The 23,033-nt window shown below is 68.7% G+C and carries 20 protein-coding genes and 1 pseudogene; 8 read left to right on the forward strand and 13 right to left on the reverse strand.

Translation table 11 applies throughout. From position 1 onward, the window contains the following. Positions 1 to 63: 63 nt before the first annotated feature. Positions 64 to 1,029 carry an amidohydrolase family protein gene (locus tag AC1D2F_RS12865; protein ID WP_364748370.1) on the forward strand — a complete coding sequence of 322 codons (966 nt, stop codon included), beginning with the start codon at positions 64 to 66 and terminating at the stop codon, positions 1,027 to 1,029. A gap of 445 nt (positions 1,030 to 1,474) precedes the next feature. Here the strand turns inward: AC1D2F_RS12865 and AC1D2F_RS12870 are convergent. After that, positions 1,475 to 1,741 (reverse strand): annotated as a pseudogene (locus tag AC1D2F_RS12870) (IS110 family transposase); the annotation flags it as partial. Positions 1,742 to 2,009: 268 nt separating this feature from the next. After that, positions 2,010 to 2,777 carry a VOC family protein gene (locus AC1D2F_RS12875; protein WP_364748368.1) on the reverse strand — a complete coding sequence of 256 codons (768 nt, stop codon included), beginning with the start codon at positions 2,775 to 2,777 and terminating at the stop codon, positions 2,010 to 2,012. 91 nt (positions 2,778 to 2,868) lie between these two features. On the opposite strand from AC1D2F_RS12875, the gene AC1D2F_RS12880 reads away from it, so the two are divergent. Beyond that, complete coding sequence (locus AC1D2F_RS12880; RefSeq protein WP_476966876.1) at positions 2,869 to 3,468, forward strand: YdeI/OmpD-associated family protein; 600 nt, start codon at positions 2,869 to 2,871, stop codon at positions 3,466 to 3,468. A 78-nt stretch (positions 3,469 to 3,546) separates the two neighbouring features. Beyond that, a complete protein-coding gene (locus AC1D2F_RS12885; protein ID WP_476966877.1) occupies positions 3,547 to 4,392 on the forward strand; it encodes a phosphatase PAP2 family protein in 846 nt (281 codons plus the stop codon). On the opposite strand, the gene AC1D2F_RS12890 is transcribed toward AC1D2F_RS12885, so the two are convergent. The 5 genes from AC1D2F_RS12890 to AC1D2F_RS12910 form a co-directional block, all read right to left on the reverse strand. Beyond that, the gene (locus AC1D2F_RS12890) at positions 4,345 to 6,300 is read right to left on the reverse strand and encodes a glycogen debranching N-terminal domain-containing protein (protein ID WP_476966878.1); all 1,956 of its coding nucleotides are present in this window, start codon (positions 6,298 to 6,300) and stop codon (positions 4,345 to 4,347) included. The genes AC1D2F_RS12885 and AC1D2F_RS12890 overlap by 48 nt on opposite strands. 26 nt (positions 6,301 to 6,326) lie before the next feature. Next, positions 6,327 to 7,517, reverse strand: a complete 1,191-nt coding sequence (locus tag AC1D2F_RS12895) for an ABC transporter ATP-binding protein (protein WP_476966879.1) — start codon at positions 7,515 to 7,517, stop codon at positions 6,327 to 6,329. Next, positions 7,514 to 9,013, reverse strand: a complete 1,500-nt coding sequence (locus AC1D2F_RS12900; protein WP_476966880.1) for an ABC transporter permease — start codon at positions 9,011 to 9,013, stop codon at positions 7,514 to 7,516. Before AC1D2F_RS12900 ends, AC1D2F_RS12895 begins: the two co-directional genes overlap by 4 nt. Positions 9,014 to 9,111: 98 nt before the next feature. Continuing rightward, a complete protein-coding gene (locus AC1D2F_RS12905; RefSeq protein ID WP_364748352.1) occupies positions 9,112 to 10,167 on the reverse strand; it encodes an iron ABC transporter substrate-binding protein in 1,056 nt (351 codons plus the stop codon). A 164-nt stretch (positions 10,168 to 10,331) separates the two neighbouring features. Next, positions 10,332 to 11,531: a glycoside hydrolase family 76 protein gene (locus AC1D2F_RS12910; protein WP_229994633.1), complete on the reverse strand. Its 1,200-nt coding sequence runs from the start codon at positions 11,529 to 11,531 to the stop codon at positions 10,332 to 10,334. Positions 11,532 to 11,726: 195 nt separating this feature from the next. On the opposite strand from AC1D2F_RS12910, the gene AC1D2F_RS12915 reads away from it, so the two are divergent. Together AC1D2F_RS12915 and AC1D2F_RS12920 are read left to right on the forward strand one after the other, a co-directional pair. Next, positions 11,727 to 12,575: an SDR family NAD(P)-dependent oxidoreductase gene (locus tag AC1D2F_RS12915; RefSeq protein WP_476966881.1), complete on the forward strand. Its 849-nt coding sequence runs from the start codon at positions 11,727 to 11,729 to the stop codon at positions 12,573 to 12,575. A 26-nt stretch (positions 12,576 to 12,601) separates the two neighbouring features. Next, positions 12,602 to 13,837: an acyl-CoA dehydrogenase family protein gene (locus AC1D2F_RS12920; RefSeq protein ID WP_476966882.1), complete on the forward strand. Its 1,236-nt coding sequence runs from the start codon at positions 12,602 to 12,604 to the stop codon at positions 13,835 to 13,837. A gap of 20 nt (positions 13,838 to 13,857) precedes the next feature. Here AC1D2F_RS12920 and AC1D2F_RS12925 read toward each other — a convergent pair whose 3' ends face one another. The 4 genes from AC1D2F_RS12925 to AC1D2F_RS12940 all read right to left on the reverse strand — a co-directional run bounded on the left by AC1D2F_RS12925 (position 13,858) and on the right by AC1D2F_RS12940 (position 17,035). Beyond that, a complete protein-coding gene (locus AC1D2F_RS12925; protein ID WP_229994635.1) occupies positions 13,858 to 14,700 on the reverse strand; it encodes a DUF1684 domain-containing protein in 843 nt (280 codons plus the stop codon). Beyond that, positions 14,687 to 15,358, reverse strand: a complete 672-nt coding sequence (locus AC1D2F_RS12930) for a TetR/AcrR family transcriptional regulator (RefSeq protein ID WP_364748347.1) — start codon at positions 15,356 to 15,358, stop codon at positions 14,687 to 14,689. Before AC1D2F_RS12930 ends, AC1D2F_RS12925 begins: the two co-directional genes overlap by 14 nt. Before the next feature lie 70 nt (positions 15,359 to 15,428). Next, positions 15,429 to 16,022, reverse strand: a complete 594-nt coding sequence (locus tag AC1D2F_RS12935) for a TetR/AcrR family transcriptional regulator (RefSeq protein ID WP_229994637.1) — start codon at positions 16,020 to 16,022, stop codon at positions 15,429 to 15,431. Continuing rightward, positions 16,019 to 17,035 (reverse strand): aldo/keto reductase, encoded by a 1,017-nt coding sequence (locus tag AC1D2F_RS12940; protein ID WP_476966883.1) that lies wholly within the window; start codon positions 17,033 to 17,035, stop codon positions 16,019 to 16,021. The genes AC1D2F_RS12935 and AC1D2F_RS12940 overlap by 4 nt, the downstream gene beginning before the upstream one ends. 162 nt (positions 17,036 to 17,197) lie before the next feature. Between AC1D2F_RS12940 and AC1D2F_RS12945 the strand changes: the two genes are divergently transcribed. The 3 genes from AC1D2F_RS12945 to AC1D2F_RS12955 all read left to right on the forward strand — a co-directional run bounded on the left by AC1D2F_RS12945 (position 17,198) and on the right by AC1D2F_RS12955 (position 21,374). Further along, the gene (locus AC1D2F_RS12945; RefSeq protein WP_476966884.1) at positions 17,198 to 17,878 is read left to right on the forward strand and encodes an NADPH-dependent F420 reductase; all 681 of its coding nucleotides are present in this window, start codon (positions 17,198 to 17,200) and stop codon (positions 17,876 to 17,878) included. Positions 17,879 to 18,117: 239 nt separating this feature from the next. Then, on the forward strand, positions 18,118 to 20,931 hold the full coding sequence (ppc, locus tag AC1D2F_RS12950) for a phosphoenolpyruvate carboxylase (RefSeq protein ID WP_364748341.1): 2,814 nt from the start codon (positions 18,118 to 18,120) through the stop codon (positions 20,929 to 20,931). A gap of 137 nt (positions 20,932 to 21,068) precedes the next feature. Beyond that, positions 21,069 to 21,374, forward strand: a complete 306-nt coding sequence (locus AC1D2F_RS12955; protein WP_018774310.1) for a hypothetical protein — start codon at positions 21,069 to 21,071, stop codon at positions 21,372 to 21,374. On the opposite strand, the gene AC1D2F_RS12960 is transcribed toward AC1D2F_RS12955, so the two are convergent. Next, entirely contained in the window at positions 21,371 to 22,006 is a 636-nt protein-coding gene (locus AC1D2F_RS12960) for a DedA family protein (protein WP_229994641.1), read from the reverse strand. The two genes, AC1D2F_RS12955 and AC1D2F_RS12960, sit on opposite strands and share 4 nt — an antisense overlap. 27 nt (positions 22,007 to 22,033) lie before the next feature. Then, positions 22,034 to 23,026, reverse strand: a complete 993-nt coding sequence (locus AC1D2F_RS12965) for an RluA family pseudouridine synthase (protein ID WP_364748457.1) — start codon at positions 23,024 to 23,026, stop codon at positions 22,034 to 22,036. Positions 23,027 to 23,033: the final 7 nt, after the last annotated feature.

The following is a 23,033-nucleotide window of genomic DNA, read 5'->3' on the forward strand; positions in this document are numbered from 1 at the left end:
AGATTGTTCACATCCGCTGAGTGCCCGCGTATCAGCGAAACGAGCACGTGGACAGGGATCCGGATGGGCCGGCCGTACCGCATTGACACTCACCAGCACATCGTTCCGCCTGGGTATGCGCGCTGGATGCTTGAAAAGGGCATCCGCCCCGGCGGCATTGGCCTGCCGTCGTGGTCCGAGCGCTCAGCGTTGAAGTTCATGGACAGGCACGACGTGCAGACCGGCATCTTGTCCCTGTCCACGCCCGGCGTGTACTTCGGGGACGCTGCGGAGGCACGGCGGCGGGCGCGGGAGATCAACGAATACAGTGCAGAGGTGGTCGCGGCCCGGCCTGAGCGGTTCGGGTTCTTCGCGACGCTCACGCTGCCGGACGTGCAAGGCGCCCTGGCGGAGGCCCAGTACGCCCTGGACACCCTGCTCGCGGACGGGATCGTATTGCTGGCCAACAACGCCGGCCGCTATCTGGGCGATCCTGGCTTTGAGCCTCTGCTGGAGTTCCTGCACCACCGCCGGGCCGTAGTGTTCATCCACCCCGCTGAGCTGCCCGCTCCGGCGGTGCCGGGCATACCCGCCTTTGCCGCAGATTTCTTGCTCGACACCACCCGCACCGCTATCAGCCTGATCCTGTCCGGTGCGATGGAAAAGTTCTCGGGAGTCAGGTTCATCCTGGCTCACGCGGGCGGCTTCGTGCCTTACATCGCCTACAGGATCCTGCTGACGATGCTCAACGATAAGGACCTGGCCCTCAGCGCGCTGGCGGCGCTGGGAGATAAGAAGCAGTCCATCTTGCGGCGGTTTTATTACGACGTGGCCCTGTCTGCCAGCCCGGCGGCCCTGCCCAGCCTGCTCGAGGTAGCTGACCCGAGCCGCATCACATACGGAACTGACTTCCCGTTCGCACCCTCTGCGGCGATCGATTTCCTGAATATGGAGTATGAGAATTATCCGCTGGACCCCTCCGTGCGCGCGGCGATAGACCGCGGCAATTCCGAGGCGCTTTTTCCCCGGCTGAGGCCTGAGCAGACTTAGTTCTTATTGTGCGCGTTGCGCTCCCTGGCAGGCGGGGTTCCGGTGGAGATCTTCCTGTCTCTCGGGCTCGTCGCCGTTTTTCGCAGCGAGGACCTTTCCACCCGGTGCGTCGCTGCATGTTGGCGGGAAGGGCCTTGGCAGTCACACGTGGCGGGCAAGCTCACGGACAGGCGTGCTGTGAACCCGTCGGGTTCCTCATCGAAGGAGGTGGAGATGGAGCCGACGACGGTTCCGTCTTCGAGTGCGAGACGGGACCGGCGAAGGCCTGCCGTTTCAGTGGGAGCGGCAGGCTGGTGCTGCTCCGTGAGGATGCTTTGATCCCATTCGCGCATGAAGAGATGCCGTGCGCGCGGAGTGTCGTCGTGCCCCGGAGAGGTAGAAGACGCGCAGGAGCCGCCGGTCGTAGCGGCGGGGCCGGTACCGGGCATGCTCAGCAGCACCTGGGGTGGACGATCCGGCCCGGGATGTAGAGGATGTTCTGGCCGTGGGCGACGAGGATGGCGATCAGGAGCGCCGGGCCGCCGTGGTTCAGGTCGGTCGCCCAGACGACCTCGTCGCCGTCGCCGAGTTTCAGGACGGAGGCGATGAGTTCCAGCAGGGCCGGTTCGTCGTTAGGGATTTTCTGCGAGAGCAGCCGGTTTCCGTCGGCGTCGATCACGACGCAGTGATGATGGGCTTTGCCGGCGTCAATGCCGGCCCATAGATGCACCAAAACAGCCTCCAGTCTGTCGGATGGGTGGAACCCGGCAGATAACCGCGCCGTCGTGTCCCTATCCGGCGATCAAGTCGCGTCTCTCAATCAGCGGTCGGGTCATCGCGGGGCGGCGGGCGGCCAATCCTTCGAAGCCGTCACGACACCAATCGTCCGGCCACAGCAACAAAGCCATACCCGCCACCCCCGGGTAGCCACGACCCCACAACGGCCACGGAACCACCCGACAACACCATAAGGAACAGCCACAGGCGCACGGGAGGGACCGTCAGGCGCCTTCCGGCTTCGCCGAAATCCAGAGCATCGCCCCGTTGGGGTTCTCCGGCAGCTCGACCGCATCGGGGTTGGCCACGTGCAGGGTCCGCCCGAACGCCTCTTCCGTCAGACTGACCGAGTGCCCCGCGGCCGCCAGGCGGTCCCGCAGGGCGGACAGGTCGCCGGTGTATTCAAAGCCCAGGCCGGACCGGGCGGCGCCGCCGGCGGGCCGGACCATCAGCACGCCGCCGTTCTTCGCCGTGAAATCCGCCGTTTCGTCATCGTCCGGTGCCGGGCGCAGCCGTGCGCCCATGTTCCGCAGGGTTTGCGCGGCGGCGGCCGCGTCCGGGGTGAACCAGACCTCGACGACAGCGAGGGCCGGATCGGCGTCCGCGCACTGCGCGCCGTGGGCGGCCTTGTCCGCGAAGAAGCCGAAGCCGTCCTCGCCCGTGATGCGGCACGTGTCGCCGTGGCGGGCGCTGACCAGCTCGGCCGGGGTGGTCCCGTCCTCCACACCCGCGGCGTTGGTGCGGCGCGCGAACTCCGCCAGATCCCCGACCTCGACGCCGAAGTCCGTCTTGCCATCCAGCACCATTCCGGCACCGGCGTCCCCGCCGGGATGGGCGCCGGCGGCGACGCGGTGCAGGGCGAGGCGGCCCGAGCCGGCGTCGAACTCCTGCCAGTCGCCGTCGTCGACCGTCCGCACCATGCCGAGGGCGGACAGCAGACGCTCCCACTGGTCCATGCGGGAGGTGTAGTGGATCGGGCGGACGCGCAGCATGGGATCTCCTGGTGACGTACGGATGTGGCTCCACCTGCCATGGTGCCACCAAAGCACTCATCCGGTCAGCCCCACGGTGCACAATGGGGCCATGGCTGTTGAACTCGAGGAATTGCTGGTGAAGGACGCCGCCGAGTGGCGCGCCTGGCTGGAGCACCATCATGCGCAGAGCCCCGGCGTGTGGCTCGTGCTGCACAAGAAGGGCGGTTCGGTGACCGAACTGGACTACGAGGCCGCGCTGCAGGAGGCGCTGTGCTTCGGCTGGATCGACGGGCAGGGCCGGAGACGGGACGAGGAAAGTTCCTTCCAGCGGATGACCCGGCGGGGACGCAAGAGCGTGTGGTCGGCCCGGAACGTGGAACGGATTGAACGCCTGGAGTCGGCGGGGCGGATGGCCCCGGCCGGCCGGGCCGCCGTCGAGTCCGCCAAGGCTGACGGGCGCTGGGAGGCCGCCTATTCGGGCTCAGCGACGGCGGAGGTTCCGGATGACCTCGCCGCGGCCATCGCGGCGGAGCCCCGGGCGCAGGCGATGTTCGAGGTCCTGACATCCGTGAACAGGTATGCCCTGATCTACCGCACCAACTCGGTCAAGCAGGCCTCCACCCGGGAGAAGAAGATCGCCGGGTTCGTGGAGATGCTCGACCGGTTCGAAACGCCGTACCCGCAGACCAAGCGGCCCCCTGAGCCATAAGGGCCGGACGCCGCGGACCCAGCGAATTCCCAGCGGCCGTCCGGGCTGCAGGTAGTTGCCTCTGGCAGAATGTGGCGGATGTTCCTTGCCCAGCGTGCCCCGCGACCCCCTGCCCGCCCGCCGCTGACGTCCCAGCGGCGGCTCTTCTTCGTGGCAGCGGGCATGCTGATCGCAGGGGAGACGATCTTCTGGACCGTGCTCGCCGCCGTGCAGTCGAACAGCGGCGTGGCCGCCCTGGACGCGCCCGTGCACGATCGACTCGTGGCGTCCCGGAACCCGCTCGCCACCGCTTTCCTGGCGGCCGTGACCACGGTGACGTCGCCGCTGTGGATGACGGTGATCGGCTGCGCGGTGGCGCTGGCCTGGGCGGTCTGTAAACGGGAAGTCTGGCGTCCCGCCCTGCTAATCGGCGCCATGGCGGCCACCTTCGCGGTGTCCACGCTGATCAAGCACGACGTCGGCCGGGGCAGACCCGCCGCCAGCGACTTTCTGCTGGGACCGGATGATGCCCTGTCATTTCCCTCCGGCCATACCTTCGGTGCCGGCGTCTTCCTGTGCGTCGTCAGCTACCTGCTGGTGGCGGCCCGCGGAACGCGGACGAGCAAACAGTCGACGTCGGTGCTCGCCTTCGCGGCCGCAGCCGCTGGGACGCTGGTGGTCGCCCTCAGCCGCCTGTACCTGGGCTATCACTGGCTGACGGACGTGCTCGCCGCCATGGGCCTGGCGCTCGCCGTTACCGGGATCGTGATCCTGGCCGACGCGCTCCGCGCCTCTATGGCGCCGCGGCCGGTACCCCTGACACGGGCCGCGCTCCCGACGCGGCCCGGGCCGGCGGAGGTTCGCCCGGCGGCGGTCCGCCTGTCAGAGCCAGGCCCGTCAGAGCCCGACGCCCATCGCCTGGGCGATCACCACCGCCGAGGCTGAGGACCACGCCTGCGGGTGGCACGACGCCGGATAGGGCACCGCGACGCCCGAGTCCTCGGCCCGCACCCCTGCGAACACCTCCGGCAGCCGGTGCCCGAAGGAGGCCGCCGCCGCGAGCAGGCCATCGGCGAGGATCCGGCCCTCGGCGATGAAACCGTCGGCCAGGAGGCCGCGGATCGCGATGGCGGTGTCGTGGCTCCAGACCGAGCCGCAGTGGTAGCTGAAGGGCCAAAACCCTGCGGCCCGCCGCGAAATCGTGTGCACGCCGTAGCCGGAGAACAACTCGGGGCTCACCAGCCGGTCCGCCACGATCCGGGCCTCGGCCGCGTCCAGGATGCCCGTGCCCAGCAGGTGTCCCATGTTTGAGCCGGGGATGTCCAGGGGAACCCCGTGTCCGTCCAGGGCGATGGCCGGGAACGGTCCGCCGTCGTCCTCAACCCAGAAGCGCTCCCGGAACCTGAGCCGGAGGGCAGCGGCGAAGTCGCGCAGTGCCTGGCCGCCGGGTTCGCCGAAGGCGTCGAACAGCTCCGCCGTTTCCATCGCTGCCTGGTACGCGTAGCCCTGCACCTCGGACAGGGCAATCGGCCCCTCGGCCTGGAGTCCGTCGCGGAACTGCATGGCGTCCCGGGAGTCTTTCCAGCCCTGGTTGCTCAGGCCGTGCCCGGACGCGTCACGGTAGCTGAGGAACCCGCCGTTGCCCGGTGCACCGTTGCCCGCCGTGCCGTCCGCTGCACCGACCGTTCCGTTGGTGCCGGCAGCGAGCAGCCATTCCGCGGCGCGTGCCGCGTTCGGCAGCAGCGACCGTACGGCGTCGTCGTCCCGGCCGGCGCGCCAGAGTTCGCCGAGCAGGCAAAGCCACAGCGGGGTGGAATCCACGGCACCGAAGTACACCGGCGGCAGACGCAGGCCCTGGCTCTCCAGCACAAGCTCCTTGGACCGCAGCTCGTGCAGGATCTTGCCCGGTTCCTCGGCCGCCGCGGCGTCCGTGCGGGTGCCCTGGAAGGCTGCAAGTGCGCGCAGCGTGCCCGCCGCCAGACCGGTGTCCGGTCCGGTGTCCAGCGGCAGCAGCAGCCGCGCGGCCCACAGCGAATCCCGCCCGAACAGCGTGAAGTACCAGGGCGCCCCGGCGGCGATGAACGGAGCGTCCGGCAGTTGGCGGGTGGCCAGACGGAGCCCGGCCACTTCATCGAGGGAGTTATCCAGGAGCAGGCCCAAGGCTCCGGCCGGTCCGGTTCGCGGCGGCCGGGCTGCGGGCGGGCGGGCCGCCACCACAGCGGCGTCGTCGTCGGTGAGGACGGCCTGCCATTCGGCCTCGAACGGCCGGCCCCGGCCCAGGGTTCCGCGCCAGGTAAGGTGCCCTTCCGGGGTGACGGCGCCAGCGGCCGCAACCGTCAGGGTCTTGCCGCCCTCCTTCCAGCGCAGCGCGGACTCATCGGCAGAGACCGGCCCGGACGCGTCGCGGAAACGGCTGAGGCGGATCTGGGCCATGTCGGTGAAGTCCGCGGCAAGTTCAATGTCGATTTCGACGTCGAGGGACTCCAGTGAGGTGCGCAGCTGCAAGGTGTGCCGCACCACGCCCGGCGTCACGGTCCAGGTCTGGAAGAGCTCGACGGCGGGATCCTCAGTGGGTCCCGGGATGCCCCGGACCAGGCCCCGGACGCGCAGGACACCACCGGGCTCGGTCTCGACGGTCGCCGGTTCGGGTTCCAGGCCGTTGACGCGCACGAGCGCCCGGCACAGCATCCGGGTGTCGCCGTGGAGCAGCCCGGTGAACCCGGCCGGATCAGCAGCCTCACCGGCTCCGGGCGGCTTGACCTCGCCGGCCAGGCGGCCGTCCGGATCGAGCCACAGCTGCGTGGGGGCGGCAACGGAGCAGTATTGGCGGTGCAGGCCAGGCTGAACAGTCATCCGCCCACCCTATCTGCAGAGCACGATTACGGAGACTGCTGCTCATCCACCGGGAAGGCCACGGCCTCGCCCACCACGCGAAGCCGAAGCTCCGTGCCGGGACGGGCGATCGAGGCGTTCCAGTGCCGGATGGTGATGATTTCCCCGCCGCCGGGGTAGCGGTGGTCCGGGACGGCGCCGGCGGCAAGGACCGGCGGAACCGGCAGCTGGAGCCGCACCGTGGTCTCGGGGCCGAAGTAGTCGGTGTCCACCACGGTGCCGCGGATGGGGCCGTCCTCGGAAATACGGATCTGCTCGGGCCGCAGCATCAGCTGGACCCGGCCCTGGGCCGGCGGGCGGCGCACGGGGATCCCGCCGAGCGAACACGTGGCCAGGGAGCCTTCCATCCAGGCATCCAGGATGACGGCGTCGCCCAGGAATTCGGCGGTGGCACGGTCCGCCGGGCGGGTGTAGACGACGAACGGGTTGCCGATCTGGGCCAGCCTGCCGCCGCGCATCACGGCCACCTGGTCGGCGAAGGACAGCGCCTCGGCCTGATCATGCGTGACCAGGATCGTGGTGACGCCTGCATCCTTCAGGACCTGGGCCACGGCGCGGCGGGTGGCCACCCGCAGGCCGGCGTCCAGGGCGGAGAACGGCTCGTCCAGCAGCATGAGCGCGGGCTTGCGGGCCAGCGCCCGGGCCAGGGCGACCCGCTGCTGCTGGCCGCCGGAGAGCTGGTGCGGGCGGCGCTTGGCCATGGCCGGGTCCAGGGAGACCATTTCCAGCAGCTCGCCGACCCGCGCCTTGACGCCGCGGTGCCCGCCGGGGAGTTGCGCGGCGTCCAGGCCAAAGGAGATGTTCTGCCCGACGGTCAGGTGCGGGAACAAAGCGCCGTCCTGGGCCACGTAGCCGACGTGGCGCTTGTGGGCGGGGACCCAGGCGTTCTCGCCCGCCACCTTGCTCCCGTTGAGCGAGATGCTGCCGGTGTTCGGATGTTCGAAGCCGGCAATCAGGCGCAGGAGTGTGGTCTTGCCGGAGCCGGACGGCCCCACGATCGCCGTCGTTCCGCCCCTGGCGACGGAGAGGTTGACGCCCCTGAGGACGGCCTGGGGGCCAAAGTTCTTGGTGACCGCGTCGATTTCCAGGTGGCTGTTGGTGCTGGTGGCCACGGAGGCCGCGACTCGCGGCTCGGGCAGACGCGAGGGGGCCTCACGCGACGGGTAAACATCGGTCACTGTCCGGCTACTTTCTTGGACTGCTGGAAGAGGAGGTAGGTCATGGGCGCCGAGATCAGGATCATCAGCAGCGCATAGGGGGCGGCGCCAGCGTAATCGATCTCGCTGCTCTTGCTCCAGAACTCTGTGGCGAGGGTGCGCGTCCCGTTGGGCGAGAGCAGGAGGGTGGCGGTGAGTTCGTTGACGATCCCCAGGAACACCAGGGCGGCGCCGCCGGCCGCGGCGGGAGCCGTGAGGCGCAGCGTCACGCGCAGGAAGGCCAGCAGCGGCGGCTTCCCGAGCACCTGAGCGGCCTCGTCGAGTTCCTTCGGTGCCTGGGACAGCCCCGAGCGGATGTTCACCAGGGCCCGGGGGAGGAACAACAGCACATAGGCCGCGATGAGCAGCGCTGAGGTCTGGTACACGCTGGGCACCATCCGGATGCTCACGGTCACGAAGGCCAGGCCCACCACAATCCCGGGCATGGAGCTGGTGATGTAGTTGGACAGCTCCAGGGTCTTGCTGAACCAGCCGGGACGTCGCACGGCCAGATAGGCCATGGGGAACGCGACCACGGTGGTGACGACGGCCCCCGCAAGGCCGTAGGCCAGGGTCTGCAGGAGGGCCGGCATGAATTCCTCGGCTGCCCAGATTTCCGGGCCGCCGGCGACGATCCAGCGCAGCACAAACGTCAGCGGCAGGCCGAACGCCAGCCCGGTGAGGGCGATCAGGGACAGCTGGGCGGGGACCTGGTAGGCGTGCAGAGGCAGGCGTAAGGCGCGTGCCTGGGCGCCCGAGCCGATCCTGGCGTACCGGGCGCTGCCGCGGCTGCGGACCTCCACGAGCAGCAGGATCAGGCACAGGAACACCAGCACGCTGGCCAGCATGTTCCCCGCGGTCCCGTTGAAGGTGGACTGGTACTGCACCATGATCGCGGTGGTGAAGGTGTCGAAGCGGATCATCGCGAACGCCCCGTATTCGGCCAGCAGGTGCAGCGCGACCAGCAGCCCGCCGCCGGTCATGGCGATGCGCAGCTGCGGCAGCACCACGCGGAAGAACGCGCGCCAGGCGCCGAGCCCGAGGGAGGCGGCGGACTGTTCGATCGCCGGGTCCAGGCGGCTGAGCGTCGCGGCCGCCGGGATGTACACAAGCGGGAAATAGGACAGGGTGGCGATCAGGACCCCGGACCACAGCCCGCCGAGGGAGGGCACCGCGGAAACCCAGGCGTAGCTGTTGACGAAGGCGGGGATGGCCAGCGGCGCGGCGAGCAGCACGGCCCACCATTTCCGGCCCCTGAGGCTGGTGCGTTCGACCAGCCACGCGCCGCCGACGCCCAGGACCAGGCACAGCGGCACCGTCACCACGGTCAGCAGCACGGTGTTCAGCAGGAGTTCGCCCACGCGCGGGCGCAGGATCAGGGCGGCGGCGGTGTCCCAGCCAGTGGAGGCCGTCATGAAGACCACGTAGGCCAGGGGCACCAGGGAAAACAGGGCGATCAGGACCGCAATGATGGACACGACAGAGACGCCGAAAGGCGGGCGGGGACGTTTGCCCCTGCCCGCCGTCGTCGTGTTCCCAGATGGACCGGGGACCGCCAGCTTGCTAGTCACTGCTGCTACAGCAGTCCTGCCTGGGTCATCAGCTCGGTGACCTTGGCGGAATTGAGCTTGGCGGGATCCACTGTGGGTGCCTGCAGCTCCTTGAGCGGAACCAGCTTGTCGTTGGACGGGACGTCCGAGGCGACGGCGTACTCGAAGGAGGTGCCCTTCTGGAGCACTTCCTGGCCCTTCTTGCCGGTGATGAACTTCAGGAAGGACTGGGCCGCTGCGGCGTTCTTGGAGGACTTCAGCACGCCGCCGCCGGAGATGGAGACGAATGCGCCCGGGTCCTGGTTCTTGAAGTAGAACGGCGTGACGTTGTTGGAGTTCTCGCCGGTCTTGGCCTGGTCGCCGTAGTAGTAGTAGTGGTAGATCAGGGCGGCGTCCACTTCGCCGGCGTTGACGGCCTTCATGGCCGTGCTGTTGCCCTTGTACGCCTTGGAGTTCTCTTTCATGCCCTTGAGCCATGCCTGCGTGGCGGCTTCACCCTTGAGTTCCAGCAGGGCCGAGACGATCGCCTGGAAGTCGGCGCCGGACGGGGAAGCGGCCCATTTGCCCTTCCACTCGGGGTTGGCCAGATCCAGCATGGACTTAGGCAGCTTGTCGGCGCTGATCTTGTTCTTGTCATAAACCAGCACGGTGGAGCGGGCCGCGATGCCAGTCCACTTGTTGGTGGAAGGACGGAATTCGGCGGGGACCTGGTCCACGGTGGCCTTGTCCACGTCCGCGAAGAGGCCGGCGTTTTCCACCTGGGCCATGGCGGGGGAGTTCTCGGTGAGGAAGACGTCCGCCGGCGAGGCCTGGCCTTCCTGGACGATCTGGTTGGACATTTCGGTGTCGTCGCCCTGGCGCACGGTGACCTTGATGCCGGTTTCGGCGGTGAAGGCGTCGATCCACTCTTTGGTCAGGGATTCGTGCTGGGCGTTATAGACCGTGATCTCGCCGGCGGAGGAGCCACCGGCGGCTGCGCTGCTGCCGGCCGGGGAGGAGGAGCCGGAGCCGCAGGCGGCCAGGCCCAGGGCGGCAGTGGCGGCCAGGGCGATGCCCGCCAGCGCGTTGGTGCGGATCTTCATGGGGCTACTTTCTGCAAGGAAGTCGTCGTAGTGCCCTGCCCCCGTGAGCGGGGAAGTTAGGGCATGCTCACTACGAAAGACTGTAGGTTAGCCAAACCTAAGCGACCAACCCGAATCCGCATTAAGTGATCAGTATCACATGAATTACGAAACTGTTGCGTGACCTAATTGGGCTGCGGTGCCGGCGCCGTCGCGATGGATGCGGCCGCCTCCAGCACCATCCAGGCCTGGAGCTGTGTGGACAGCTCGACGGCGGCGCCCTCCGGGTAGCTGCGGCGTGCCGGCAGTTCAGTGCGGTCGGAGAAGACCAGATGGCTGCCGGGGCGCGCGAGGCGGTCCTGCGCCGGGAGGATCCGACGGCCTTCCCAGAGGGCCTCGGCTGTATCGTTCACGAGTGCCGCCGCCGTGGCCCGGGTTTCGGCGGGCAGCCGTTCGTCGACGGCGGCAAGGGCCAGGTAGCGGACGAGGATCCCGGTGAAGAGTCCGCCGTCGCCCCTTCCCTCGCAGCGCAACACCGCAGCGGTGCGCCCCAGCAGCGGGGCCGGATGCGTGAGGCTGCGCGCCACGGCGGCCACCAGCGCGGCCGCACGCCCGAGGTTCGCCTCGCCCCCAAGTTCGAGCAAGGCCCCGAGGACGGGCCCCTGGTTGTAGGTGTAGATGGTCTCTTCCAGCACCACGTCACCCGTCCCGGAAATCCGCAGGCCGTCCCGGTAGAGGCCTTGCCCGGGTTCGTAGAGCTTGGCGTCCAGCCAGTCCAGCAGGGCCTGCGCCTTGGCCCGGTTGCCCGTCCGCGCGTAGTAGAGGGCCACCGGTGCGGTGGCGGGTGTGTTCTTGAAATCGCGCTTCGTGCTCCAGAAGGTGCCGCCGCCGAGGTCGTCGGTGGAGGCGGAGTCGAACTGCAGGGTCAGGCTCTGCAGGACCTTGGCGTTGCGCTGCCGGCCGGTGCGTTTGCGGCTGTCCTCGGCGAGCTTGTCCAGCCGGAGCGTGGCCAGGGCCAGCCAGGCCATGTCGTCGTAGTAGTTGTTGACCACCGTGAGCAAATTGCGCAGCCGGATGCCCGTGACGAGCCGCGATGCGAGGCGGCCGGCGCTGGGCCGGTTCTCGCCGTCGAACTTGGCCCCCCGACGCCCGGGCGAGCCCAGTTCCCGGCGGCCGGCGTCCACGAGGCAGTCCAGGTAGTGTGCCTGCCACCAGTAGTGCCAGGGCCGGGACAGGTTCTTCAGCCGGCCTGACGGCCGGAGGATCGCGGCGATGTGGGTTCCCGGCAGGAAGAAGAGCCGCTGCCCGAAAAGCCTGGTCACCGAGCGGGCTGCCTCGTCCGCGCGGAAGGACCAGTTGGGGGCGGAGGCGTCGGCTCGGGTCATGGCTCAAGCCTATTCGCGGGAGCCCGTCCGGACCTCGATCGTGACCGCGGCCCTGAGCGGGTGCGCCCAAAGGTGCGCAATGGCCGCATTCCAGTTAACATTCACTAACTAATGTTCCCCGCGGGCTGCTGCTTCAGGCGCCGCCCGCGTCAGAGGCTTCGCGGCCGGGGTTCGGTTCCACATCAAGGAGGATGGATGGACATCAAGGGTACTGTCGCGCTGATCACGGGCGGGGCCTCAGGTCTCGGAGCAGCCACGGCCAGGCGCCTGTTCGACGCCGGTGCGTCGGTGGTGCTCGTGGACCTGCCGGGTTCCGCCGGGGACGCCTTTGCCGCCGAACTGACCGCCTCCGCCGCTAGCGAGGCCGCCGCCGGTGCCGCCGCCGGTGCCGCCGCCGGTACGCCGGCCGGAACCGGCCGCACGGCCGTCTTCGTCCCCGCCGACGTCACGGACGAGGTGCAGGTGCAGGCCGCCGTCGATGCCGCCGCCGCCCTGGGCCCGCTGCGCATCGTGGTGAACTGCGCGGGAATCGCGACCCCCGGCAAGGTCCTGGGCCGCGAGGGCGTGCTCCCGCTGGAGGCCTTCAACCGCGTCATCCAGATCAACCTCGTGGGCACCTTCAACGTGATCCGCCTCGCCGCGGCCGCCATGGCAGCCACCGAGCCCGCCGCCACCGAACTCGGCGGCCCCGAACGCGGCGTCATCATCAACACCGCCTCCGTTGCCGCGTTCGACGGCCAGATCGGCCAGCCCGCCTACGCCGCCTCCAAGGGCGCTGTCGCCGCCATGACCTTGCCGATCGCCCGCGAACTCGCGCGCTCGCTGATCCGGGTGGTTACCATCGCACCGGGCATCTTTGAGACTCCCATGATGGCCGGCCTGCCGCAGGAGGCGCAGGACTCCCTGGGCCAGCAGGTGCCGCACCCCTCGCGGCTGGGCCGCCCCGCCGAATACGCGAACCTCGCCGCGCACATTGTGGAGAACGCCATGCTGAACGGCGAGACGATTCGCCTCGACGGCGCCATCCGCATGGGCCCGAAATGACCGGCTCCGAAATGACCGATTCCGAAATGACCGATTCCGAAATGACCGGGACAGGGCTGGCCGCCACCCCCGCGCCGTCAGTGGCGGGGCTGCCCACGGCGGACTTCTTCGATTACGAATCCCTGCTCAGCGCGGCGGAGCGGGCCAAACTGGCGCAGCTGCGGGAGTTCCTGGCCGCCGAGGTCGCCCCGTTCGCCACGGACTGGTGGAACAAGGCCGAATTCCCGGCCCACATCCTGCCCAAACTGGCCGCCCTGGAGCTCAGCGCCCCCGCCCAGCGCGGCTACAGCAACCTGTTCGCCGGGATCATCATTGCCGAGATGACCCGGGTGGACACCTCGCTCGCCACGTTCTTCCTGGTCCACCATGACCTTTTCGTGGAGTCGCTCTACGGCTTCGGCTCCGAGGAGCAGAAGGCGCGCCTGCTCGAGGACGCGGCGAACCTGCGCACCACCGGCGCCTTTGCCCTCACCGAACCGGACCACGGCTCGGACGTTGCCGGCGGCATGGAAACCCGGGCCCGGCGGGTCCCCGGCGGCATGGCCGACGGCGGCGACGCCTGGGTGCTCAACGGCGCCAAGCGCTGGATCGGCAACGGGACGTTTTGCGACTACATGCTGGTCTGGGCCCGGGACGAGGCCGACGGCGGCATCCGCGGCTTCATCGTCGACGCCACCTTGCCGGGCGTGAGCCGGAGCCGGATCGAGAACAAGATTGCGCTGCGCACGGTGCAGAACGCGGACATCGTCTTCACCGACGTCCGGGTGGCCGAAGCGGACCGCTTCGCGGGCATCAGCAGCTTCGAGGACACCAACGAGCTCCTGCGCGGTTCCCGGATCATGGTGGCCTGGCAGGGCGTGGGGCAGCAGCTCGCGGCCTTCGACGTCGCCCGGCAGTACGCCGTCGAACGCCGGCAGTTCGGCCGCCCGCTGGCGAAGTTCCAGCTGGTCCAGCAGCAACTGGTGACCATGCTCGGCAACGCCGTGGCCAGCATGGGCATGATGGTCCGGATCGCGCAGCTGCAGGACCAGGGCGCCGCGGACATGCCGCAGGTGGCCCTCGCAAAGTCCTATGTCAGCGCCAGGATGCGCGAAACCGTGGCGATGGGCCGGTCCCTGCTGGGCGGCAACGGGATCGTCACCGACTACCGGATGGCCAAGATCTTCTCCGACGCCGAGGCGATCTACACCTACGAGGGCTCGTTCGAGATCAACACCCTGATTACGGGGCGTGCCGTCACCGGTGTGTCCGCGATCGTCTAGAAGACCGTTCAGAAGACCGTTCAGAAGAGGCCGGGTTCCTTCTCGCCGGCTGCGATGCGGTAGTCCAGGCTGTTGTTCTTCACCGGCATGGGGCAGGTGCCGTACGGGGTGAAGGCACTGGGGTAGTTGATGGCCCGGTTGAAATCCAAGATCACGGTCGCATTTCCGGATGAATCGACGCGGGGTTTTGCGGTGGAGACTTTCCGCCACTCGTCCGTCGATTCCCCATTGGTCTCGTCGTGGAACGTGACCGTCAACGCACCGAGCTTCTCCTCCTCGGCGTGCAGGTGGAACTCGTGGTCTGTGCCGGGCAGCCGGAAGACCAACTCGCCGACCGAGCGGTGGACCCCGTCCACGAGCGGGTTGGCGGTGCCGATCGGGACATCCACGGGCTCGGGATAGGGCATGAACCGGGCCTCGATGACCAGGTCCGGGCGGAAGTCGAAGGTGGGCACGCCGTCGAACTCCGTGAACGCCGGGGACTGGGAGTCGCGCGTGCGGATCGCGTACTTGTCCGCCCGCATGGCGAGCTCCACCACCACCTGGCGGCCGTCGTCGCCGCCGTACTGGACCCACATGAGTGATTCCTCGTCCGAGAGCACGGCGCTGATGGTCCCGTCCACGGGTTCGCCGGTTTCCACGAGGGTCAGACCGTCCGGCGCGGCGGCGGTGAGGAACGCCGTCGTGCCGTCAGTGGACCAGAGCCCGGGGGCGAGCTCGACGGCGGCCGGCCGGTCCTCGAGCCACTGGAACGAGGTCAGCGTCAGCCAGCCGTGGTCGCTGGCGAGGGCCGCGTTCCGGCTGTTCCGGAAGCGCTGCCAGCGGGCAAGCTGCGGGTCGACCGCGGGCTCAATGGTGGTCATGGGTTCCTCCAGGGTTTCCGTCGGGGCCGGTTCTCAGGCTGCGTCCGCCGGGGGAGCTGCCGAGGCTGGCAGCCACCAGTTGGGCTGCGGTGGTCCCGGCGGCGGTGGCCGCTTCCGGGTCGCCGTCGAGCACTCCGCTGGCCAGGCCGCCGTCGAGGAGCAGGGTCAGGCTGCGGGCAAGCTGGTCCGGGTCCTGGGCGCCGGCGCGGGCGGCCAGGTCCCGGATCCAGGCGCGGATCTGCTGCTTGTGGGCCACGGTCCGGTCGTGGACCCGGGTGCCGGCGGCCGACTCGGCAGCTGCGTTGATGAAGGCGCAGCCGCGGTAGCCGTCCCGCCGGCAGGCGGTTGTCAGGGCATCGAACAGGCCCACGAGCTGCGCGGCGGGGTCTTCGCCGGCGGCCTCGGCGGCGGCGTGCAGCTGCCCGGTCCAGATGCCGTCGACCTTCTCCAGATAAGCCAGGATGAGGTCGTCCTTGGCCGGAAAGTACTTATAGAACGTGGCTTTCGCGACGCCGGACTCGGCGATGATCGTATCGATGCCGGCAGCCCGGAATCCGTGCGCGTAGAAGAGCCGGAAGGCCGTGGCCAGGATTTTCTCTCTGGCCTGCCCGGCGGGGGTGCGGGCCGCCGGCGGGGCAGGGGCTGCTGACAGCGTCATGACACCATCGTACACAGACAAGTCTGTCTACGCCCTGGCTCGAATCACGCCGCGCAGGCCTGCCCCGGGCTCACGGCCGTACGGCCAGGCCCTGTACGAGCAGCCGCCAGACCTCCTGCAGCTGGGCCCCGATGGCCGGATCCGCCCATTCCGCCGCGTGCAGCGGGTGGTGGAACCGCGCGGTCGCGTGCAGGACCGCAAGGCCTGCCGTCGGCGGATCCGTGACAGCAAACTCGCCCCTGCTGACGCCGTCGGCAATGATTTCCGTGAGCTGCGCGGCCAGATGCCCAACGTGGACCGCCACGACATCCCGTGCCTCGGTGGTCAGCTGGCTGAAGGTGGCAAACAGCTCGGGATCGTTCAGCGCCATGCCCTGCTTGATGGCCGCGAGCCGTTCCAGCCAGCGGAGCAGACGTTCCGCAGCCGGGCCGTCCGTATCCCGGGCCGGATCCAGCGGATCTGCGAGGCGGTCCAGCCAGCGCCGGGCCACCGCGTCCCGCAGCGCGACCTTCGTGGGGAAGTGCCGGTACACGCTGCCGTGGCTGACGCCGAGGGCCTTTGCCACGTCCACCACCGTGGCCTTGGCCGGCCCGAAGCGCCGCAGCACGTCTTCCGCGGCGTCGAGGATGCGCTCTTCCGTCAGGACGACGGCGGCAGGGGTCACCGGCGTTCGCTGTCGAGCATGGCCATCTGGCCGGCGTCGTAACGCGTGCCCGCGGCGGCGTCGGCCGGGACGGCGTCCTCGATCTCCGCAAGGTCCTCGACGGAGAGGACCAGATCGGTTGCTCCCAGCGATTCGGTGAGCCGCTCGCGGCGGCGGGCGCCGATGAGGGGGACGATGTCCTCGCCGCGGGAGAGGACCCAGGCGATGGCGAACTGGGCGACGGTCGCACCCTTACGGTCCGCGATGCCGCGCAGCCGTTCGACGAGTTCGAGGTTGCGCTGCAGGTTCTCGCCGGAGAAGCGGGGCAGGTGGGCCCGGAAGTCGCGTCGGTTCTCGGTTCCGGCCGCGGGCCAGTGGCCCGAGACCAGGCCGCGGGACAGCACGCCGTACGCGGTGACGCCGACGCCGAGTTCGCGGGCCGTGGGCAGGATGTCCTGCTCGATGCCTCGTGAGATGAGTGAGTACTCAATCTGGAGGTCGGAGACCGGGTGGACGGCGTTGGCGCGGCGCAGGGTATCGGCGCCAACCTCGGAGAGCCCGATGTGGCGGATGAGGCCCTGCTGCACGAGCTCGGCCAGTGCGCCCATGGTTTCCTCGACCGGCACGGTCGGATTCAGGCGGGCGGGCCGGTAGATGTCCACGTAGTCGGTGCCGAGGCGCCGCAGGGTATAGGCCAGAAAGTTCTTGACGGCGGCGGGCCGGGTGTCCACGCCGTTCCATCCGCCCCGGGCATCGCGCAGGACGCCGAATTTCACGCTGATCTGGGCGTTCTCGCGCCGGCGGCCGCGGATCGCGTCGCGCAGCAGCATTTCGTTGTGCCCCATGCCGTAAAAGTCCCCGGTGTCCAGCAGCGTCACGCCGGCGTCGAGGGCGGCCTGGATCGTGGCGACACTCTCGGCGTCGTCGGCGGGACCGTAAAGATCGGACATGCCCATCAGTCCGAGACCGATGGGGGCGGTGGTGGGGCCCGTGGAGCCCAGCGTGCGGGTGGCGCCGAGAGTAGAAGTTGTCATGGATCCAGCATACGACAATCAGATGACAGATTTCAAACTTTGTCAGTCGTTCTTTTGGTGTGCGGGATGCGTTCCCTCCTTGCCGTAGACAGGTCTGTCTGATAGCGTCGTGCCGACACGTAGACGAACCTGTCTACTCCGCTGATTCAGAATGAGGATGCCATGAAGATTGCAGTACTGGGAACCGGCATGGTGGGGCGCACGATTTCCGGCGCACTGGCGGGCCTGGGGCACGATGTCGTGATGGGCACCCGCGACCCGCAGGCGACGCTCGCCCGGACCGAGCCGGACATGATGGGCACCCCGCCCTTTGCCCAGTGGCACGCCGCGAATCCCGGACTCCGTCTCGCCACCTTTGCCGACGCAGCAGCCGACGCCCAGCTGGTCGTCAACGCCACGAACGGCGGCGGCTCCCTGGCGGCTCTGGCCGCCGCAGGCACGGGGAACCTCGCCGGAAAAATCATCATGGACATCGCCAACCCGCTGGACTTCTCGCAGGGCATGCCGCCGTCGTTGAACCCGGTGAACACGGACAGCCTCGGCGAGCAGATCCAGCAGGCCTTCTCGGAGGCCAAGGTGGTCAAGACGCTGAATACCATGACGGCGTCCGTGATGGTGGATCCGGCGCGCGTTGCCGGCGGCGACCACTCGGTGTTCGTCTCCGGGGACGACGCCGAGGCCAAGGCCGCCGTAACGGAACTGCTCAAGGGCTTCGGCCACCGGGACGTGATTGACCTCGGGGACATCACGAGTGCCCGCGGCGCGGAAATGATCCTGCCGATCTGGCTGCGGCTCTGGGGCGCGCTGGGCACCGGGGAGTTCAATTTCAAGATCGCGCGCTAACGCGTTCACCCAACTAGCTCGCAGCTGTGGGCCGTTTTGGGGTCCAAAAGGGGTCACAACTGCGAGCTAGAGGGTGCCGGGGGCCAGGGGGACTGGGCGGCGCGGCAGGGCATGACACTATCTGAGACGGAATTCCAGCCGGGAGTGCCTGCGGGTAACATCCCATGGGAAGAAGTAATCGGGCTCACAGTATCCAGCGCAGTGTACGAGCCAAGTCGAACCCTCGAAAGATAGTTTCCATGGCTGACACTGCAATGCATTCCGACACCGATCTTGCCGCCGAACTCCGGGCTGATGTCCGCCGGGTCTCCACCCTGCTGGGCGAATCCCTGGTCCGCCAGCACGGACCGGAACTCCTGGACCTCGTGGAGCAGGTGCGCCTGCTGACCAAGGAATCGAAGGAGGCCGCCCGCGGCGGGGCCGACGCCACCGGGCCGTGGAGCTCGTACGACGTCGTCGCCCAGGTCCGCGAACTGCTCGGCTCCCTGCCGCTGGACCAGGCCACCGACCTGGTCCGCGCGTTCGCGTTCTACTTCCACCTGGCGAACGCCGCCGAGCAGGTCCACCGGGTCCGCGGGCTGCGCACCCGGCAGGAAAAGGACGGCTGGCTCGCCAAAGCCGTTGAGGAGATCGCGGACCAGGCCGGCAACTCCGTGCTGCAGGAAGTCGTCAACGAACTCGACGTCCGTCCCATCTTCACCGCACACCCCACCGAGGCCTCCCGCCGTTCCGTGCTGGACAAAATCCGCCGGCTCTCGGACATCCTGTCCGAATCCACGGCGGAGGGCACGTCCGCGCGCCGCCGCCAGGACCGCCACCTGTCCGAAGTGATCGACCAGATGTGGCAGACGGACGAGCTCCGCCAGGTCCGGCCCACCCCGGTGGATGAGGCCCGGAACGCCATCTACTACCTCACCGGGATCCTCAGTGACGCCATGCCGGAAATGCTCTCGGACCTCTCCGAGCTGCTCGCCGAGCACGGCGTCACGCTGCCGCCGCAGAAGGCGCCGATCCGCTTCGGCTCCTGGATCGGAGGGGACCGGGACGGCAACCCCAACGTCACCGCCGCCGTCACCCGCGAAATCCTCCAGATCCAGAACCAGCACGCCGTACGGATCAGCATCGGCCTGATCGACGGGCTCATCTCCATCCTGTCGAATTCGACCGCGCTGGCCGGGGCCGACCAGGAACTCCTGGACTCGATCGACGTCGACCTGGGGAACCTGCCGGGCCTGGACCGCCGCGTCCTGGAGCTGAACGCGCAGGAGCCGTACCGGCTCAAACTCACCTGCATCAAGGCCAAACTGATCAACACCGGCCGGCGGGTCACGGCCGGATCCGCGCACGAGCCCGGCCGCGACTACACCGCCACCGCGGAGCTCCTCGCCGAGCTCGGCCTGCTGGAACGGTCGCTGCGGAACCACCACGCCGCCCTCGCCGCCGACGGCGCCCTGTCCCGGGTCCGCCGCGCCATCGCCTCCTTCGGCCTGCACCTGGCCACCCTGGACATCCGCGAGCACGCCGACCACCACCACGAGGCCGTCGGGCAGCTCATGGACCGCCTCGGCGGCCCCGGTGTCCGGTACGCCGAACTCAGCCGCGCCGAGCGGTTGGAGGTGCTGGGCTCCGAACTCGCCTCCCGGCGTCCGCTCTCCGGCCACCCGATCAAGCTCGACGGCGTCGCTGACGGCACGTACGACGTCTTCCGGGAGATCCGGCGTGCCCTGCGCACCTACGGCCCCGACGTGATCGAGACCTACATCATCTCCATGACCCGCGGCGCGGACGACGTCCTGGCCGCGGCCGTGCTGGCCCGCGAGGCCGGCCTGGTCAGTCTCTTCGGCGAGGCGCCCTACGCCAAGATCGGGTTCGCGCCGCTGCTGGAAACCGTCGACGAGCTCCGCGCGTCGGCCGAGATCGTGGACCAGCTGCTCTCTGATTCGTCCTACCGCGAACTGGTCCGGCTCCGCGGCGACGTGCAGGAGATCATGCTCGGCTACTCGGACTCCAACAAGGAATCCGGCGTCATGACGAGCCAGTGGGAAATCTACAAGACCCAGCGCAAGCTCCGGGACGTGGCCGCGAAGCACGGCGTCCGCGTGCGCCTCTTCCATGGCCGCGGCGGCTCGGTGGGCCGCGGCGGCGGGCCGACCTACGATGCCATCATGGCCCAGCCCAACGGCGTGCTCGAGGGCGAGATCAAGTTCACCGAGCAGGGCGAGGTCATCTCGGACAAGTACTCCCTGCCGGAGCTGGCCCGCGAAAACCTCGAGCTCTCCCTTGCCGCGGTGCTGCAGGGCTCGGCACTGCACCGCGCGCCGCGCACCTCGGAGGACCAGCGCGTGCGCTACGGCCACGTCATGGAAACCGTCTCCGACGCCGCGTTCGCGCGCTACCGCACGCTGATCGAGGACCCCGACCTGCCCGCCTACTTCATGGCCTCCACCCCGGTGGAGCAGCTGGGATCCCTGAACATCGGATCCCGTCCGTCCAAGCGGCCCGATTCCGGCGCCGGACTGGAGGGACTGCGGGCCATCCCGTGGGTGTTCGGCTGGACGCAGTCACGGCAGATCGTGCCGGGCTGGTTCGGCGTGGGCTCCGGCCTCAAGGCCGCGCGCGAGGCCGGAAACTCGGCCCAGCTCAAGGAGATGATCGAGGGCTGGCACTTCTTCCGATCGGTGCTTTCCAACGTGGAAATGACCCTGGCGAAGACGGACATGGACATTGCCGGCTACTACGTCTCCACCCTGGTGCCGGAGGAGCTGCACCACCTGTTCCATGCCATTCGGGAAGAGTATGAGCTCACCGTCGAGGAAATCCAGAACCTCACGGGCGAGCACGTGATCCTCGATGCCCAGCCCACCCTGAAGCGCTCCCTCGAGATCCGGGACCAGTACCTCGACCCGATCAGCTACCTGCAGGTGGAGCTGCTGCGCCGCGTCAGGGCCGAGGCCGCAGCGGGCATGTCCGGTGCCGAGATCGACGAGCGCCTCCAGCGCGCCATGCTGATCACGGTCAACGGAGTCGCCGCCGGGCTGCGCAACACCGGGTAGCCCTCTCAGACCCTCCCGCACGCCCAGCCTCTGCCCACCCCCTGTTGCCCTATCACCTATGGCGGCCATTTCGACTTCTTGGCAGCCAAAAATGATAGCGCAACGGGAGTGTGTGGCGGTGCGGCTAGGGTTGTTCCATGCCGTCGTTCCAGACCAGACTGAAGATCACCGGCCTCAAGCCGGGCACCGCTCCGGAAGCGGTCATGGCCGCGGCCATCGAGGCCCTCGGGACGCGGCACCACGTCGAATCGCACCAGCTTGAGCTCGCCGGCGGCGTACCTCAGCTGAACCTGCGCTTCCTGGTCGATGCCACCGCGTACAGCGCAGAAAACAGCCAGGCGCTGGAGTCGGCAGCCATGATGCGCGACGCCGTCGAACGCGTTGCGCTCACCGGCGCGCTGACCGTGTTGCGCCGCAGCCGCGGCCGCTGGGCACCCGTCTAAAAGTCCAGTTCCTGGTCCGGGTCCACCGCTGCGGAATCCGCGGGGGAGGGGTTGCCCCGGCGTCGCGTCACGATCACGCCAACGACGGCGCCGATCACCAGCCCGACGCCGACGCCGATCAGCGAGCTCGCCCAAAACGGGAGTCCGGTGGCGGAGCCCGCGAAATAGCCCAGCGCCACGGACCAGCTTGCCCAGAGCAAGCCGCCGATGGCCGCGCAGAGGCTGAACCCGCGCGTCGAGACGTTGGCGATGCCGGCCGCGGCCGTCGCGGCCAGCCGCCCGCCAGGGATGAAGCGGATGCCGATAATCGCTCCGTACGTGGAGGAACGGCCCGCCTTCGCGATCGCCGCGTGCACGGCCGCGTGGAACCTTAGGCCCCATTTCCAGCGGTCGAGCACGTGGCTCAGCCGCCGTTTGAAGAGCTGGAAGACGAGAATGTCGCCCAGCCATGAGGACACCGTGGCCAGGAGCACCACGAGGAACGCGTTGATGTGGCCCTCCGCGGAGAGTGCACCGCCGGTGATGACCAGCATTTCCGAGGGCACAGGCGGAAAAATGGCATCGCCGATCACGAAGGGGAAGATCCAGAAATAGATCGCGGCGCCCCAGCTGTCCGCATTTCCGAAGTCCATGGGCACAAGGTACCGCACTTCCAGCCGCTACCGTGCTTCGCTGAGTTCCAGTCTGCTGCGGTATTCCACCGGGCTCCCCGAGATGGGGTCGACGAAGCGGATCCCGCGGGCCAGGAGCTGCAGCGGCTTGGCGTAGTTGTCCGGAGCCTTGTCCAGCAGCTCCGGGTAGAACGCATCGTTGACGATCCCCAGGCCCAGTGAGGCCATGTGCACGCGCAGTTGGTGGGTCTTACCCGAATGCGGCTCCAGCCGGTACAGCGCGCGGCGTTGGGGTCCGCCGTCGGGTGCGCGGTGGGGTCCGCCGGATGGTGTGCTTTCGGGCCTGCTGGCGGGACTGCTGGCCGCGTCAAACGTGTGCAGCCGCTCGATCCGGGTTTCCGCGTTTGGTTCGCCGTCAACCACCTCGGCCAGCAGATAGCTGCGGGACTTGGTCATCCGGTTCCGAACCACCACCGGGAAGTCCACGGCGGGGTGCCCCGGCGCCGACTCCGCGGCGGATACACACTCGTATTCCTTCTGGACCTGGCGCTTTTCGAAGAGCACCTGGTACTTGCCCCGGGTCTCGGGGTTCGTGGAGAGCAGCAGGATTCCGGCGGTCATTCGGTCGAGGCGGTGCATGGGGATCAGGTCCGGGAGCCCGAGCTGGTTCCGGAGCCGGACCAGGGCCGATTCCTGGATGTACGTCCCGCCGGGGGTGGTGGGCAGGAAGTGCGGCTTGTCCACGACCAGCAGATGATCGTCCTGGTGCAGGATGCTCAGCTCCACCGGGATCCGGGTCTCCGGAGGCAGGGAGCGGTAGTACCAGATGAACGTGTGGTCCTGCATCGGCGTGCTGCGGTCCAGGACTCTCCCGGCCTCGCCAACGATCTCGCCGGCGTCGAACCGGTCCTCTATGCCCTGGGGATCGATATGCCCCCACCGGTGCATCATGTAGTCCAGTGCGGTCTCCCAGGGCCCCTCGTCCGGCAGGCGCAGGCGCGTCGCGTTGACGCCGTCGCGCACGGGGAGGGGGGATTGCATCACCAGC

The organism is Arthrobacter sp. P1_B3 (assembly GCF_056406615.1).

Excerpts from the sequence above, each read along its gene's own strand:
- AC1D2F_RS12865 (WP_364748370.1), top strand. The coding sequence starts at position 64 with ATGGGCCGGCCGTACCGCATTGACACTCACCAGCACATCGTTCCGCCT.
- AC1D2F_RS12875 (WP_364748368.1), bottom strand. The coding sequence starts at position 2,777 with ATGCTGCGCGTCCGCCCGATCCACTACACCTCCCGCATGGACCAGTGG.
- AC1D2F_RS12880 (WP_476966876.1), top strand. The coding sequence starts at position 2,869 with ATGGCTGTTGAACTCGAGGAATTGCTGGTGAAGGACGCCGCCGAGTGG.
- AC1D2F_RS12885 (WP_476966877.1), top strand. The coding sequence starts at position 3,547 with ATGTTCCTTGCCCAGCGTGCCCCGCGACCCCCTGCCCGCCCGCCGCTG.
- AC1D2F_RS12890 (WP_476966878.1), bottom strand. The coding sequence starts at position 6,300 with ATGACTGTTCAGCCTGGCCTGCACCGCCAATACTGCTCCGTTGCCGCC.
- AC1D2F_RS12905 (WP_364748352.1), bottom strand. The coding sequence starts at position 10,167 with ATGAAGATCCGCACCAACGCGCTGGCGGGCATCGCCCTGGCCGCCACT.
- AC1D2F_RS12910 (WP_229994633.1), bottom strand. The coding sequence starts at position 11,531 with ATGACCCGAGCCGACGCCTCCGCCCCCAACTGGTCCTTCCGCGCGGAC.
- AC1D2F_RS12915 (WP_476966881.1), top strand. The coding sequence starts at position 11,727 with ATGGACATCAAGGGTACTGTCGCGCTGATCACGGGCGGGGCCTCAGGT.
- AC1D2F_RS12920 (WP_476966882.1), top strand. The coding sequence starts at position 12,602 with ATGACCGATTCCGAAATGACCGGGACAGGGCTGGCCGCCACCCCCGCG.
- AC1D2F_RS12925 (WP_229994635.1), bottom strand. The coding sequence starts at position 14,700 with ATGACCACCATTGAGCCCGCGGTCGACCCGCAGCTTGCCCGCTGGCAG.
- AC1D2F_RS12930 (WP_364748347.1), bottom strand. The coding sequence starts at position 15,358 with ATGACGCTGTCAGCAGCCCCTGCCCCGCCGGCGGCCCGCACCCCCGCC.
- AC1D2F_RS12940 (WP_476966883.1), bottom strand. The coding sequence starts at position 17,035 with ATGACAACTTCTACTCTCGGCGCCACCCGCACGCTGGGCTCCACGGGC.
- AC1D2F_RS12945 (WP_476966884.1), top strand. The coding sequence starts at position 17,198 with ATGAAGATTGCAGTACTGGGAACCGGCATGGTGGGGCGCACGATTTCC.
- ppc (WP_364748341.1), top strand. The coding sequence starts at position 18,118 with ATGGCTGACACTGCAATGCATTCCGACACCGATCTTGCCGCCGAACTC.
- AC1D2F_RS12955 (WP_018774310.1), top strand. The coding sequence starts at position 21,069 with ATGCCGTCGTTCCAGACCAGACTGAAGATCACCGGCCTCAAGCCGGGC.
- AC1D2F_RS12960 (WP_229994641.1), bottom strand. The coding sequence starts at position 22,006 with ATGGACTTCGGAAATGCGGACAGCTGGGGCGCCGCGATCTATTTCTGG.
- AC1D2F_RS12965 (WP_364748457.1), bottom strand. The coding sequence starts at position 23,026 with ATGCAATCCCCCCTCCCCGTGCGCGACGGCGTCAACGCGACGCGCCTG.